The organism is Faecalispora anaeroviscerum (assembly GCF_947568225.1).
GTDB lineage: Bacteria > Bacillota > Clostridia > Oscillospirales > Acutalibacteraceae > Faecalispora > Faecalispora anaeroviscerum.
The window spans coordinates 334,829-349,445 of record NZ_CANOOQ010000001.1 but is presented as its reverse complement, the minus strand read 5'-3'; the positions used below and the strand labels follow the sequence as shown (position 1 = coordinate 349,445).

Here is a 14,617-nt window from a genome sequence, read left to right as displayed (position 1 = left end):
ACTCGAAAGGGTGTTGCGCGTAATTTCTATATTTTGGCAATGTTTAAAAGAAAGGATTTGTTTTCATATTAAGCGATAGCGATTACATACCAAACGTTGAAAACATTTTAGAAGCCTGTCGAAAAGCTAAAGCCACTTTCATAATCTTCACAAACGTCCGCGGCACTTTCGCGTAATACTTTGCAATTTGAGTTGTGACAATCTGTGAATCATCCTTGTAAGCCAGCTCATTCAGAGCGTCGCAAATAATTTTCACAGTGTTGTCGCAGTCCGGCTTTTTGGTGGGACGAATCTTGCCGGAGATCACCTCTGCCTGGATCGGTCTGCTTTTGCTCTTAGGTACCGGCAGCACGCGGTAATCTGTACGCCCAGCCGCGCATCGTCTGGAAAGCGGCGTGCTACAGCTTTGAAGCGAAGCCGCACCAGCTCTTCATAGGCTACAGATATACACCCTGCTGGCTCTCTTCGGCACAGGCGCAGACACTACGCAGCAAATCAGCGGCGTGATTATGCCGTTGGGCGCTGTTGTGCCTACATCGTGGGTGAGGGGTCGATTCGGCCAGCGCTGGAACTGCGACTATTACCAATAATTATTCCGGTGCCGCTTCCGTGATCGGGACCGTTGGCACGGATGCAGCGGGCACAGCAAGCACCGGCGCGGAGCAGGCGGCAGAGGTTAAAGCAAACACTGTGGATGCCGAATAAGCCAATAATAGCAGTGTAATGTTTTTGCGAAATTAAATCGGTTTTGTCAACCACATAGATATGACGATCCCCTCAGCTGGATAATTCCGGTTGAGGGGATTTTTTATTTTCTGTAAAATCTCTTCACATATCCATATATTTCCAAACGTTTTGTGCTACCCTAAAAGAAAAGGGGTAGTCACCATGGGCGACAAATTACAGCGAGAGCTGGAGCTTATCAACCAAAACCTGAACACCATCATTAAAAACCAAGCGCTGATATACGAAAAGCTGGAGAGTATGGAACAGTACTTAAAAGCACCATCATCTCCCGGCCAAGGATAAAATGAAATCCCCCAGCTATCACAGCCGGGGGATTTTTGCGTTCAGAATTACAAACAAATCATAAATCTGTACGTTTATGAGTGGTGCTGGTGACCGGACTTGAACCGGTACGGTGTTGCCACCGAGGGATTTTAAGTCCCTTGCGTCTGCCGATTTCGCCACACCAGCGGGTGGAACGGAGTTTATTATAGCACAAACGGCAGACAAAATCAATCGCAAATTTGCGGCTTACAGCGGCATCTCCTTTGCGGGAAACTATCTCTTGAGCACTGCCAAAACGGTCTGAATCATGATTTTGAAATCGTGCCAGACAGAAATGTGGTCGAGGTACTCGAGATTGTAGCGCATCTTCTCGGGCAGGATCTGATGAATATAGATTTCTTCCGGGTCGCCGCCGGAATTAAGCAGCTCATCTTCATCCTTAAAGCGGATGCTCGCCGTTGCGGTTACACCCGGGCGCACCAAAAGTGTTGCCAAATATTCCGGCTCGTAGGCATCCACATATTTACGCACCTCGGGCCGGGGGCCGACAAGGCTCATCGTACCCTGAAGAACATTTAACACCTGCGAAAATTCATCCAAGCGGCACTTGCGGATCAGCTTCCCTACCCTGGTGATACGGGAATCTCCTTCCGTTGTTAAGGACAGACCTTTTTTGTCTGCATCCTGCACCATGGAACGAAACTTGAAAATACGAAAATCCTGCCCGTACTGACCGACTCTCACCTGCCGGTAAAATACCGGACCTTTGGAATCAATCTTAATTGCGGCAGCCAGCAGCAGAAATATTGGTGAAAGCACCAGCAGGATCAACGCCGACACGACAATGTCGAACACCCGCTTAAAAAACGATGAGACTTTCTGCCGGTTTAACAGCTCAATATATGGTCTGATTTCTTCCTTCTGCATCCACTGGGGTAACTCCTGATACTGCACGTTTTTCACCATTTTCCTTTATAACTTTGCCTGGAAGCTTCTACCTATCATTATGGCAGAATTTTCTCCTTTTAAACTGTACCCAAAGAAAGAACATTTGTCAAATTTTTTTCTTTTTGTCGACAGAATCAACGAAACAATTTACGAAACCGCCGCGTGATGCTATAATATTCTTACATAGAAAGCACGGACGCGCCTTGCGCCGTAATTCAGCAGAAACGGGGTATTCCCATGTATTTTCTTGGCATCGATCTGGGCGGTACCAATATAGCGACCGGAGTCATTGACAAAAACGGCGGACTTCTTTCAAAACAGTCTATGCCGACTGGTGTTTCCTGCACACCGCAGGAGCTGTGCGACCGGATCGCCGAGGCCGCTCAGAAAACCATTTCAGCGACCGGAACAGCGGTGGATGCCGTTGGAATCGGCTGCCCCGGCTCTGTGAACCGCAATACCGGAACGGTTGAGCTGACGCCGAACCTTCCGCTGCGCCATTTCCCGATTAAGGAGGAGCTGGAAAGTCGACTGAAGCTGCCGGTGGGTGTGGACAACGATGCTAACGCCGCGGCTTGGGGAGAATTTAAGGCGGGAGCGCTGCGGGGCGCGCTGAATGCCGTTGCCATTACCCTTGGCACAGGGGTAGGCAGCGGACTGATTCTGGACGGAAAAATTTACGCAGGACAAAATGGTGCCGCCGGAGAAATGGGCCACATGGTGATTGAGCGCAACGGCCGGGCCTGCAACTGCGGCAGACGCGGCTGCTGGGAGCGGTATGCCTCCGCCACCGGGCTGATTCTGACAACCCGTGAGCTGTTGGAGCAGGACACGGCCCACGAAAGCCTGCTGTGGGAAATGCTTAACGGAAATTTAAACCAGATTTCCGGCAGAAGCGCCTTTGATGCCATGCGGCAGGGTGATGCTCTAGGACAAAAAATTGTGGAAGTCTATATTGAAGACCTCAGTTGCGGCCTGGTTAACATCATCAACAGCCTACAGCCGGATGTGATCTGCATCGGCGGCGGCATCAGCCACGAGGGAGAATCCTTACTCGCGCCGGTAAGAGAGATCGTGAACCGGGAACAGTTTGTAACTAATTCTGAGCTGAAAACAAAGCTGGTCACCGCCCAACTGGGCAACGATGCCGGAATTATCGGGGCCGCGCTATCCGGTGCTGAGCTTTGCGGCTTTCCATTATAATCATTAAAAACAGAGATAAAAGGGCGATACCGCAGATACGGTATCGCCCTTTTATTAAAGGACACGCAAGCTGCCGAAAAAACAGAGTGACGGGGTTGCTTGCCGCCTGACAGCGAAAGGCTAACTAGCGGCAAACTGACTGTTATAAAGCTCCGCATAAAATCCGTTTTTCTCCAACAGCTGACGATGCGTTCCCTGCTCAACAATCTGACCGGCCCGCATCACAAGAATCAGATTCGCGCCCTGAATCGTGGAAAGGCGGTGCGCTACTACAAAGCTGGTACGGCCTTCCATCATGCGCTGGAACGCCTTCTGCACCAAGAGCTCGGTTCGGGTATCGATACTGCTGGTCGCTTCATCCAAAATCAGCATGGGTGGGTCAACCAGCATCACCCGGGCAATACAGAGCAGCTGCCGCTGCCCTTGGGAAAGATTTCCCCCATCCTCCGAAATCACGGTATCATAGCCATTCGGCAGGCGGGTAATGAAAGAATGTGCCAGCGCTGCCTTTGCGGCTGCGCTCACTTCTTCTGTGGTGGCATTCGGCTTGCCATAGGCAATATTCTCCCGGATAGTGCCGGAAAACAACCAGGTATCCTGTAGAACCATTCCGAACAAAGAACGCAGGCTACCGCGCGTAATCTGCCGCACATCCGTTCCGTCCACGCAGATGCTGCCGCTGTCGACATCATAAAAACGCATCAGCAGGTTGATAATCGTTGTTTTACCACAGCCGGTTGGCCCTACAATAGCAATCCTTTGCCCAAGGCGGGCAGTCAGGTCAATATTTTGTAACAGCTTTGTCTCAGGCCGGTACGAAAAGGCAACATCGCGAAACTCTACCTGATGGCCGCCGTCGTGTACCTCTTGTGCATCAACCGGCTCCGCCGGCTCCTCTTCTTCATCGAGTACCTCAAACAGGCGGCGGGCCGAGGCAAACGCGGTCTGAATCTGCGTCAGCACAGCGGTCACTTCATTAAACGGCTTCGTATATTGATTGGCATAAGCCAAAAAGCTGGTGATCTGCCCAACGCTTAGCTGGGCCGGAACGCCGGTAATGGCACAGATTGCACCGATCACCGCAACAGAGGTATACACAATGCTGTTGACAAACCGGGTAGAGGGATTCGAAAGCGAAGAATTGAACTGGGCTTTCTCCCCTGCCTCGTACAATCTGGAATTAATTTCGTCAAACGTGCTCTCCGCACGATTTTCATAGTGGAACGCGCGCACCGTTTTGATCCCGCCGATCATTTCCTCAACCAATCCGCTCAGCTCACCCTGGCACGCCTGCTGATCAAAAAAACGTTTGCGCGATGTCTTGGCAATAAAAGCAGCCACAAACAAGGAAAGCGGTGTTACGCAAACTACCACAAGCGTAATGACCGGGCTGATCGTCAGCATAAACAACAATGTACCCACAATTGTAACCACACCGGTAAACAACTGGGTAATTCCTTGCAAAAGGCCGTCGGACACCTGATCGACATCATTCACAACGCGGCTGACAAGATCCCCGTGCGCGTGACTGTCAATAGTCCGAAGCGGCAGGCGGTTGACCTTTTCATAAGCCTTCACACGCAAGTCACGAACTGTACGGTAGGCCGCCTGATTGGTGCAATACGTCATGATCCACTGAAACAGTGCGCTGACAAGCACTGTTGCCGCAAGCAGCAGCAAAATGCGGCGCATATTTTCGTAATTCACCTGACCCGGAGCGACAATTTGGTCAACTGCATGACCGATCAAAATGGGTGTGTACAGAGAAAGCGAGATATAAATAATGGCGCAGATCAGCGCGCCCATGAGAAAGGCAAAATACGGCTTCATATAGCCTGCAATTCGTCTGAGTATGGAACGATTCATTTTGCCACCTCCTCGCGATTCATCTGCGACAAGCAAATTTCCTGATAAACGGGGCAGCTTTGCATCAGCTCTTCATGTGAGCCGATACCGGCCACAGCCCCGTCGTCCAGCACAAGGATGCGGTCTGCGTGGCGAATGGAACTGACCCGTTGAGATACAATCAGAACCGTCATCCCGGCGGTATCATTCTTGAGTGCATGCCGTAGCGCGGCATCGGTTGCAAAATCCAGCGCGCTGGAGCTGTCATCCAGAATCAGCACCTGCGGATTTGCCGCCAGAGTTCGGGCAATTGCCAATCGCTGGCGCTGGCCACCGGAATAGTTTTTACCACCCTGACTAACTGGAGAAGATAGCCCTTTCGGCAGGGCACGAACAAAATCCTCTGCCTGCGCGGTTTTCAGGGCTTGCCACAATTCCTCATCTGAGGCCACCCCATTCCCCCATTGCAGATTGCTGCGGATGGTCCCCGTGAACAGCTCGGATTGCTGCAGAACAGTTCCTACCCGGCTACGCAGAACAGCAAACGGATATTCCCGCACATCCACACCGTCAAGCAATACTTGTCCCTTGGTGACATCGTAGAAACGCGGAATCAGATTCACCAGAGTCGATTTTCCCGAACCGGTACCGCCGATAATTCCCACCGTCTCCCCTGCTGGGATTGCAAGATTGCAATCCTGCAAAGCATATTCCCCGGGCAAATGATAGGAAAAGCTGACATCGCGAAATTCCACTTTCGGTGCATCTGGGAGCTGCTGCAGCTCTGCGAAGGACTGGTTTTCCTTCACAGTGGTCTCGGTATTCAGAACCTCATTGACTCTAGAGGCCGACGCGGATGCCTTCGTAAAAATCACCACAAGGTTTGCAACTACTACAAGAGCAAGAAAAGTTTGGTTCATATAATTAATCAGAGCAACAATCTGCCCCTGTGAAACGACGCCAGTATCCACCCGGTATCCGCCAAACAATACAATCGCCAGAATTGAAAAATTCACAATAGCAAATGTAACCGGATTCAGCAGAGCGGAAAGTTTTCCGACCCGAATTGCTGTGGCCGCCTGCTCCTCTGCTGCATTTGTAAAGCGCTTCGTCTCCTGATCTTGACGGGAAAATGCACGAATTACCCTAACGCCCGACAAACTTTCACGCGATAAACGAGAAATGACATCCAGCTTTTTTTGAATGGTCTTAAAAAAGGGGATGGATCGGCTCATTACAAGATAGAGAGCCAGCCCGATGAGTGGTGTCGCTACCACGAAAATCAATGCCAGTGGAACATCAATTGTCATCGCCATAACGACAGCGCCTATCGCCAAAAACGGTGCGCGCACTACCAAGCGAATCAGCATTGCAACCGCCAGTTGAAGCTGATTAACATCATTTGTCAATCTGGTAATCAACGAAGGCGTACCGAAACGGTCAATCTCTGCATAGGAAAGCGTGTTGATATGCTGAAACAATTCGCTGCGCAGTACAGTTCCAAAGCCCTGAGAAGCCATTGCTGCCATTTTCTGGCACACTAAGGTTGAGCATAAACCGACAACACCGAGCAGCAGCATTACTCCACCCATTTTCCAAATATAGCTGATGTCACCTCGGTGAACCCCTTCATCAATGATTTGTGCTGTTACGATCGGAATAATCAGTTCAAATATGGCTTCAATTAATTTAAAAATTGGGCCAAGAATGACCTGTTTTCGATATTTTTTTAAGTATTTAGTCAATTCCCGCAAAATAGATCAGGCCTTTCTCAAACGAAATAAATCGCTTTAGAATATACTTTAAATTTGATATTGTTTTTGCCGAATAGGGTTATTATAACATGATTCTAAAAGGATGACATCTCTTTCACAAAAAATTGAACCGTAATACTCATGAACAGCACATTCATTGATTATTGCTCTGTTTTAAAACAGAAAAATCGTCCTCTATGATTTTTTGAGTATCTGCAGCAAAAGCCTCATTTAAAATAAAAACAATCTTATTCTTTACAGCATTTGTGGCGTAATATTTGAAAGGAATTCCGACAAACTATATTGCAAGGAGTGATCGTATGGATAACCAAGGAAACCAGTTTATCGGAAATTTACCAATGAATATTAATGCCGTTACGCCTACGCCGAAACCCGATGCGCAGTCTATTACGCAGCTGGTGAAGCACAGCGGTCGTATTGAGGGTTATCAGCTTTCAAACGGTCAGCTGATCTCTAAGCAGCAAGGCGTAGAATTAGCTAAGGCAGGAGAAATCCGCGGAGTTGCTGTTGCCGTGAGAAATGGCAGTGAATATCTTCGCTCTTTGCCCGATGGTCAGGAAAGCAATAACCTAGGGAATCTTCCGTCTATTTCACAGTAATCTCATTCTTTTCTTTCATTTAGATTCTGCCTCAAAAATGAGATACAACAAGAAAACCACCAGTATTACTGGTGGTTTTCTTTGGCTCCCCAAGTTGGACTCGAACCAACGACCCTGCGGTTAACAGCCGCATGCTCTACCGGCTGAGCTATTGAGGAATATCAATGTTGGCGTCATCCTATTGTCCCGGGCCGTTACCAGCCAAGTATCTTCGGCACTGATGAGCTTAACTTCCGTGTTCGGAATGGGAACGGGTGGACCCTCACCGTCATCGACACCAACTATGTTCCGCAGAGGAGGTTTTCGCCTTCCTGTCGGATATTTGTAAAAACAGTTTCCTGTTTCTTACGACTACTTCAAAGATTGTTTTGGTGACCCGTGGGGGAATCGAACCCCCGTTACCGGCGTGAGAGGCCGGTGTCTTAACCGCTTGACCAACGGGCCACATCTCAGCCTTAGCCAGGTGCAGAGGTCAGAGATCCTCGAACCCCTGCCTGACTTCATTCTTCGTGGTGCACCATCAGGGATTCGAACCCGGGACACCCTGATTAAGAGTCAGGTGCTCTACCAACTGAGCTAATGGTGCTTGCCAAGCGAAAACTTGAACTTCTCGCCGCTGTTTCCAGCAACAGATGCGCTCGCAGCCCTTCGCCGATCTTTGGTACCCTCATTTCGGGCACTGAAAACTGAATAAAGAAGAAACAGAAGAAAGCGATTGAGCAAGGCGTTAACCAAGATTAATGGTCAAGCCCTCGACCGATTAGTACTGCCAAGCTAAATGCATTACTACACTTACACACGCAGCCTATCAACCTTGTAGTCTTCAAGGGGTCTTACTAGCTTACGCTATGGGATATCTTATCTTGGAGTCGGCTTCACGCTTAGATGCTTTCAGCGTTTATCCGATCCGCACTTAGTTGCCCAGCTGTGCCATTGGCATGACAACTGGTGCGCCAGAGGTGCGTCCATCCCGGTCCTCTCGTACTAAGGACAGCTCTCCTCAAATATCCTGCGCCCACGACAGATAGGGACCGAACTGTCTCACGACGTTCTGAACCCAGCTCGCGTACCACTTTAATCGGCGAACAGCCGAACCCTTGGGACCGAATACAGCCCCAGGATGTGATGAGCCGACATCGAGGTGCCAAACCTCCCCGTCGATGTGGACTCTTGGGGGAGATCAGCCTGTTATCCCCAGGGTAGCTTTTATCCGTTGAGCGACGGCAATTCCACTCTCATACCGCCGGATCACTAACTCCAACTTTCGTTACTGCTCGGATTGTCATCCTCGCAGTTAGGCTAGCTTACGCGTTTACACTCAGAGGCACGGTTTCCGTCCGTGCTGAGCTAACCTTTGAGCGCCTCCGTTACCTTTTAGGAGGCGACCGCCCCAGTCAAACTGCCCGCCTAACAATGTCCCCCGGCCGGATTCACGGCCGCAGGTTAGAATTTCAACCATCTAAGAGCGGTATCCCAAGGATGACTCCACCACGGCTGGCGCCGCGGCTTCCTAGTCTCCCGCCTATCCTGTACATAAATGATCAAAACCCAATATTAAGCTGCAGTAAAGCTCCATGGGGTCTTTCCGTCTTGTCGCGGGTAACCGGCATCTTCACCGGTACTACAATTTCGCCGGGCGGGTAATTGAGACAGTGCCCAGATCATTACACCATTCGTGCGGGTCGGAACTTACCCGACAAGGAATTTCGCTACCTTAGGACCGTTATAGTTACGGCCGCCGTTTACTGGGGCTTCAATTCAATGCTTGCACATCTCCTCTTAACCTTCCAGCACCGGGCAGGTGTCAGCTCCTATACTTCATCTTTCGATTTGGCAGAAACCTGTGTTTTTGCTAAACAGTTGCCTGGGCCTATTCTCTGCGGCCACATTGCTGTGGCACCCCTTTTCCCTAAGTTACGGGGTCAATTTGCCGAGTTCCTTAACTACCCTTCTCCCGTTGGCCTTAGAATTCTCTTCCTGTCTACCTGTGTCGGTTTGCGGTACGGGCGCCTTAGATATACACAAGACTTTTCTCGCCCTCGTCCAAGCATACTTCCCTACTCTAATTTCGGTCCCTTACGCCCAGGTCAACCAACGCCTGGGTTATGCCCTTTCAAGGTGTCCTCTTGCTTAAATCTTTTGGCGGCTACGGAATATCCACCGTATGTGCATCGGCTACGCCTTTCGGCCTCACCTTAGCTCCCGGCTTACTTGGAGCGGACGAACCTTCCTCCAAAAACCTTAGACTTTCGGCCAATATGATTCTCACATATTTCTCGCTACTCATTCCGGCATTCTCACTTGTGTAAAGTCCACCAGCGCTTCCGCTCTGACTTCACCCCTTACACAACGCTCTCCTACCATAACACTTACGTGTTATCCCAAGCTTCGGTATACGATTTAGCCCCGTTAAATTTTCGGCGCAGGGGCACTCGACCAGTGAGCTATTACGCACTCTTTTAATGAATGGCTGCTTCTAAGCCAACATCCTGGTTGTCTGTGCACCCCCACATCCTTCTCCACTTAACCGTATTTAGGGACCTTAGCTGTGGGTCTGGGCTCTTTCCCTTTTGACAATGAAACTTATCTCACACTGTCTGACTCCCGTACATCAATTATCTGGCATTCTGAGTTTGATAGGGTTCAGTAACCTTTCGGCCCCTAGCCCATTCAGTGCTTTACCTCCAGTAATCTAATACGAGGCTAGCCCTAAAGCTATTTCGGAGAGAACCAGCTATCTCCGGGTTCGATTGGAATTTCTCCGCTACCCACACCTCATCCGCTACTATTTCAACAGGAGTCGGTTCGGTCCTCCATGGAGTTTTACCTCCACTTCAACCTGGACATGGGTAGGTCACCCGGTTTCGGGTCGAATACAACTGACTTCACGCGCCCGTTTCAGACTCGCTTTCGCTGCGGCTCCGGACCTTAAGTCCTTAACCTTGCCAGTTATACTCACTCGCCGGACCATTCTACAATAGGTACCCGATCACCCATTGACGGGCTCTCGGTGCTTGTAAGCACAAGGTTTCAGGTTCTATTTCACTCCCCTCCCGGGGTTCTTTTCACCTTTCCTTCACAGTACTTTTCGCTATCGGTCACTGAGTAGTATTTAGGCTTGGAGGGTGGTCCCCCCATGTTCCCACCGGGTTTCACGTGTCCGGCGGTACTCTGGATACAGCTAGCCGACTCAAAATTTCGCATACGTGACTCTCACACTGTTTCGTTGGCCTTCCCATGCCATTCTGCTATTTCTTGTCGTACATGTTGCTGTCCGAACCCCGAGGGTATTGCTACCCTCGGTTTGGCCTCTTCCGCGTTCGCTCGCCACTACTAGCGGAATCTCTGTTGATGTCTTTTCCTCGCCCTACTTAGATGTTTCAGTTCAGGCGGTTCCCCCTGCATGACTATGTATTCATCATGCAGTGACTGGACATGACTCCAGCCGGATTGCTCCATTCGGAAATCTATGGATCAATGCCCACTTACGGCTCCCCATAGCTTATCGCAGTTAGTCGCGTCCTTCATCGGCTCTCAGTGCCAAGGCATTCCCCTTGCGCTCTTTGTAGCTTGACCATGTGATTCTTGGTTCTTGCTTTGTTCTATACAATACAGTCCTGAACTCGATAGAACTGCATTGTTTGGTAAATTGTAGATTTAGATAAAAAACAATTTTTCTCGCTTTATCTGCTTCTTTTCTTTATTCAGTTTTCAATGTCCGGTGCACTCGTGCACTTTTTAGTCGCGATCGTCGATTCCGAGAAAAATTCCTCGCAGTCGCGTTCACAACCAAACTGCCGTTGTGCCCTGCATTATGCAGTTGTTTCCAAGCGTAGCTTGGTGGTGGGCTCAAGTGGACTCGAACCACCGACCTCACGCTTATCAGGCGTGTGCTCTAACCAGCTGAGCTATGAGCCCATATCTTCGGCTAGAGGCCGTCGGCTTCTCGCTTGCCTCTGTCACCCGTTTTTGTGCCAGGCTTAGCCTGGTGGTGGAGATGAACGGAATCGAACCGATGACCCCCTGCTTGCAAAGCAGGTGCTCTCCCAGCTGAGCTACACCCCCATATTCTATTGAACACTAAGGCTTCGTTCTGCTGTTTCGATTTCTTTCATTTCCTGAAGTCCCTTTTCAGGGCCTTCAAAATTAAACAACGATAGTAGACTAGGTTCCGTAATCCTGACCTTGGATGTCTGACGAAGCCTTAGCTCCATCAAGTCTCCATAGAAAGGAGGTGATCCAGCCGCACCTTCCGATACGGCTACCTTGTTACGACTTCACCCCAGTCGCCAATCCTACCTTCGACAACGTCCTCCTTGCGGTTAGACTATTGGCTTCGGGTATTACCGGCTCCCATGGTGTGACGGGCGGTGTGTACAAGGCCCGGGAACGTATTCACCGCGGCATGCTGATCCGCGATTACTAGCAATTCCAACTTCATGTAGGCGGGTTGCAGCCTACAATCCGAACTGAGATCGTTTTTGGGGGTTTGCTCCACCTCGCGGCTTGGCTTCCCTCTGTTAACGACCATTGTAGTACGTGTGTAGCCCAGGTCATAAGGGGCATGATGATTTGACGTCGTCCCCACCTTCCTCCGTTTTGTCAACGGCAGTCTGATTAGAGTGCTCTTTCGTAGCAACTAATCACAAGGGTTGCGCTCGTTGCGGGACTTAACCCAACATCTCACGACACGAGCTGACGACAACCATGCACCACCTGTCTCAACTTTCCCCGAAGGGCACCTAATGCATCTCTGCCTCGTTAGTTGGATGTCAAGACCTGGTAAGGTTCTTCGCGTTGCTTCGAATTAAACCACATACTCCACTGCTTGTGCGGGCCCCCGTCAATTCCTTTGAGTTTCAACCTTGCGGCCGTACTCCCCAGGTGGATTACTTATTGTGTTAACTCCGGCACGGAAGGGGTCAGACCCCCCACACCTAGTAATCATCGTTTACGGCATGGACTACCAGGGTATCTAATCCTGTTTGCTACCCATGCTTTCGTGCCTCAGCGTCAGTTAAAGCCCAGTAGGCCGCCTTCGCCACTGGTGTTCCTCCCGATCTCTACGCATTTCACCGCTACACCGGGAATTCCGCCTACCTCTACTTCACTCAAGCCTTCCAGTTTCGAACGCAATTTGTGGGTTAAGCCCACAGCTTTCACGCCCGACTTAAAAAGCCGCCTACGCACCCTTTACACCCAGTAAATCCGGACAACGCTTGCTCCCTACGTATTACCGCGGCTGCTGGCACGTAGTTAGCCGGAGCTTCCTCCTTGGCTACCGTCATTATCTTCACCAAGGACAGAGGTTTACAATCCGAAGACCGTCTTCCCTCACGCGGCATTGCTGCATCAGAGTTTCCTCCATTGTGCAATATCCCCCACTGCTGCCTCCCGTAGGAGTCTGGGCCGTGTCTCAGTCCCAATGTGGCCGTTCAGTCTCTCAACCCGGCTACCGATCGTCGCTTTGGTGGGCCTTTACCCCGCCAACTGGCTAATCGGACGCGAGTCCATCTTTCAGCGGATTGCTCCTTTGATATCAGTACCATGCAGCACCGATATATTATGCGGTATTAGCGTTCTTTTCAGAACGTTATCCCCCTCTGAAAGGCAGGTTACTCACGCGTTACTCACCCGTCCGCCACTAAGTAAGAGCTAAGCAAGCTTCTCTCTTACTCCGTTCGACTTGCATGTGTTAGGCATGCCGCCAGCGTTCGTCCTGAGCCAGGATCAAACTCTCTAAAATATTGTATTAAAATGACCGAAGTCAATCTAATCTATTTTAGAGCATTTTATCTGCTCAATTAGTACGCTTTCGCGTTTCTCAGTTTTTATAGAGTTCTGAGAACTCTTATCCGGAAGTACTCACTTCTTTTTCAAGAAGCTTTCTCTCAAAAATTACGGGTTCCTTCTTGTCTTTCTCGTTGTTTAATTTTCAAGGTCCTGTCTCTGTCGAATTTTTTCGGAAGAGATGCTTCGTATTATATCACAGCGAATTTCGCTTGTCAAGCATTTCTTTTCTTTTTTTCGACATTTTTTCGTCATTACTGACGAACACGCAATTTCGAATTTGAAAACTTTCGTTCATCTTATCGAATTTTCGTCCCCGTCTCTCGACGGCTTAGCTATAATACCATGCTCACAAAACAAAGTCAACTGTTTTTTTCACTTTTTTTTACTTTTTTTCAATTCTTAATTGGAACACTCCCTTCGGCAACGATTCTTGAACTATCGAGACTGATTTGCTATAATGGAAAGCATTCTAACAAAAGGAGGCTTTTGCTATGCCAATTAAAGTTCAAACATCACTGCCGGCCATTGAAGTCTTGGAATCTGAGAACATCTTTATAATGACTCATGAACGCGCCATGTCTCAGGATATTCGTCCGCTGAAGATCGTGATCCTGAACCTGATGCCAACCAAGATTGAAACCGAAACTCAGCTGTTGCGTTTGCTGGGTAACTCTCCCTTGCAGGTGGATGTTGAACTGATGCATATGGCAAGCCACTTTTCCAAAAACACCTCTTACACGCACATCGATACCTTTTATAAAACATTTGACGAACTGAAAAATGATAAATTCGATGGAATGATCATTACCGGTGCGCCGGTGGAACTGATGGACTTTGAAGATGTGGATTATTGGAATGAGCTTTGCGATATTTTTGCCTGGAGCCGGAAAAACGTGTATTCGCTCCTGACAATCTGCTGGGGAGCTCAGGCTTCGTTATATTATTTTTATCAGATTCCAAAATATACCTTGCCAAAAAAACTTTCTGGAATTTTTGAACACCGTGTGTTGACACCCATGCATCCGCTGATCCGCGGATTTGACGATGTGTACTACGCGCCGCACTCCCGCAATACGGAAGTTCGCCGAGAGGACATTAGACAGCATGACGAGCTGGTGATCCTCTCCGACTCCGATGAGGCGGGCGCACATATCATCGCGAACAAAAACGGGCGACAATTTTTTGTGACGGGCCATGCGGAATATGACCGGGAAACATTGTCAAACGAATACTTTCGCGATCTGAATAAAGGCATTGACCCTGATCTGCCGGAGCATTATTTTCCGGATAACGATCCCTCCCAAACGCCGCCGCTGACCTGGAGAAGCGGAGCCAGCCTGCTGTTTTCTAACTGGCTGAACTATTATGTATACCAGCAGACCCCATATGATCTGAAAGACCTTTCGGAATAAAGGGGTTACAGAATAACCGGCGAATAAAAAT

The 14,617-nt window shown here is 49.4% G+C and carries 8 protein-coding genes, 6 tRNA genes and 3 rRNA genes; 4 read left to right on the top strand and 13 right to left on the bottom strand.

Translation table 11 applies throughout. The features are described from left to right. Positions 1–82: 82 nt before the first annotated feature. Entirely contained in the window at positions 83–352 is a 270-nt protein-coding gene (locus tag QOS46_RS01730; protein WP_283606814.1) for a RusA family crossover junction endodeoxyribonuclease, read from the bottom strand. A 536-nt stretch (positions 353–888) separates the two neighbouring features. On the opposite strand from QOS46_RS01730, the gene QOS46_RS01725 reads away from it, so the two are divergent. After that, the gene (locus QOS46_RS01725) at positions 889–1,029 is read left to right on the top strand and encodes a hypothetical protein (protein ID WP_283606813.1); all 141 of its coding nucleotides are present in this window, start codon (positions 889–891) and stop codon (positions 1,027–1,029) included. 81 nt (positions 1,030–1,110) lie between these two features. Here QOS46_RS01725 and QOS46_RS01720 read toward each other — a convergent pair. Together QOS46_RS01720 and QOS46_RS01715 are read right to left on the bottom strand one after the other, a co-directional pair. Next, positions 1,111–1,197 (bottom strand) — tRNA-Leu (locus QOS46_RS01720). An 87-nt stretch (positions 1,198–1,284) separates the two neighbouring features. Further along, positions 1,285–1,977: a sugar transferase gene (locus tag QOS46_RS01715; RefSeq protein ID WP_283606812.1), complete on the bottom strand. Its 693-nt coding sequence runs from the start codon at positions 1,975–1,977 to the stop codon at positions 1,285–1,287. A gap of 219 nt (positions 1,978–2,196) precedes the next feature. Here QOS46_RS01715 and QOS46_RS01710 point away from each other — a divergent pair, with 219 nt between their 5' ends. After that, complete coding sequence (locus QOS46_RS01710) at positions 2,197–3,162, top strand: ROK family protein (protein ID WP_283606811.1); 966 nt, start codon at positions 2,197–2,199, stop codon at positions 3,160–3,162. A gap of 120 nt (positions 3,163–3,282) precedes the next feature. Here QOS46_RS01710 and QOS46_RS01705 read toward each other — a convergent pair whose 3' ends face one another. Next, positions 3,283–5,028 (bottom strand): ABC transporter ATP-binding protein, encoded by a 1,746-nt coding sequence (locus QOS46_RS01705; RefSeq protein WP_283606810.1) that lies wholly within the window; start codon positions 5,026–5,028, stop codon positions 3,283–3,285. Continuing rightward, entirely contained in the window at positions 5,025–6,761 is a 1,737-nt protein-coding gene (locus QOS46_RS01700; RefSeq protein ID WP_283606809.1) for an ABC transporter ATP-binding protein, read from the bottom strand. Before QOS46_RS01700 ends, QOS46_RS01705 begins: the two co-directional genes overlap by 4 nt. 320 nt (positions 6,762–7,081) lie before the next feature. On the opposite strand from QOS46_RS01700, the gene QOS46_RS01695 reads away from it, so the two are divergent. Next, positions 7,082–7,381: a DUF3892 domain-containing protein gene (locus QOS46_RS01695; RefSeq protein WP_283606808.1), complete on the top strand. Its 300-nt coding sequence runs from the start codon at positions 7,082–7,084 to the stop codon at positions 7,379–7,381. An 82-nt stretch (positions 7,382–7,463) separates the two neighbouring features. On the opposite strand, the gene QOS46_RS01690 is transcribed toward QOS46_RS01695, so the two are convergent. The 8 genes from QOS46_RS01690 to QOS46_RS01655 all read right to left on the bottom strand — a co-directional run bounded on the left by QOS46_RS01690 (position 7,464) and on the right by QOS46_RS01655 (position 13,127). Further along, positions 7,464–7,539: transfer RNA gene (locus QOS46_RS01690), tRNA-Asn, on the bottom strand. A gap of 7 nt (positions 7,540–7,546) precedes the next feature. Continuing rightward, a 5S ribosomal RNA gene (gene rrf / locus QOS46_RS01685) occupies positions 7,547–7,663 on the bottom strand. 87 nt (positions 7,664–7,750) lie between these two features. Next, a tRNA-Glu gene (locus QOS46_RS01680) sits at positions 7,751–7,825 on the bottom strand. A gap of 66 nt (positions 7,826–7,891) precedes the next feature. After that, positions 7,892–7,967 (bottom strand) — tRNA-Lys (locus QOS46_RS01675). A gap of 154 nt (positions 7,968–8,121) precedes the next feature. Next, positions 8,122–10,957: ribosomal RNA gene (locus QOS46_RS01670) — 23S ribosomal RNA — on the bottom strand. A gap of 265 nt (positions 10,958–11,222) precedes the next feature. After that, positions 11,223–11,299, bottom strand: a tRNA-Ile gene (locus tag QOS46_RS01665). Positions 11,300–11,370: 71 nt separating this feature from the next. Beyond that, positions 11,371–11,446: transfer RNA gene (locus QOS46_RS01660), tRNA-Ala, on the bottom strand. Between the two features lie 162 nt (positions 11,447–11,608). Then, positions 11,609–13,127 (bottom strand): 16S ribosomal RNA (locus QOS46_RS01655). Together the 16S, 23S and 5S rRNA genes with 5 tRNA genes alongside form the textbook arrangement of a ribosomal RNA operon. A 538-nt stretch (positions 13,128–13,665) precedes the next feature. Here QOS46_RS01655 and metA point away from each other — a divergent pair. Next, positions 13,666–14,586, top strand: a complete 921-nt coding sequence (metA, locus tag QOS46_RS01650; RefSeq protein WP_283606807.1) for a homoserine O-acetyltransferase MetA — start codon at positions 13,666–13,668, stop codon at positions 14,584–14,586. The last annotated feature ends 31 nt before the right edge of the window (positions 14,587–14,617 follow it).

What these genes read in the sequence shown, in the direction of transcription:
- QOS46_RS01705 (WP_283606810.1), bottom strand. Translation starts at nt 5,028, where the DNA reads ATGAATCGTTCCATACTCAGACGAATTGCAGGCTATATGAAGCCGTAT.
- QOS46_RS01710 (WP_283606811.1), top strand. Translation starts at nt 2,197, where the DNA reads ATGTATTTTCTTGGCATCGATCTGGGCGGTACCAATATAGCGACCGGA.
- QOS46_RS01695 (WP_283606808.1), top strand. Translation starts at nt 7,082, where the DNA reads ATGGATAACCAAGGAAACCAGTTTATCGGAAATTTACCAATGAATATT.
- QOS46_RS01715 (WP_283606812.1), bottom strand. Translation starts at nt 1,977, where the DNA reads ATGGTGAAAAACGTGCAGTATCAGGAGTTACCCCAGTGGATGCAGAAG.
- QOS46_RS01725 (WP_283606813.1), top strand. Translation starts at nt 889, where the DNA reads ATGGGCGACAAATTACAGCGAGAGCTGGAGCTTATCAACCAAAACCTG.
- metA (WP_283606807.1), top strand. Translation starts at nt 13,666, where the DNA reads ATGCCAATTAAAGTTCAAACATCACTGCCGGCCATTGAAGTCTTGGAA.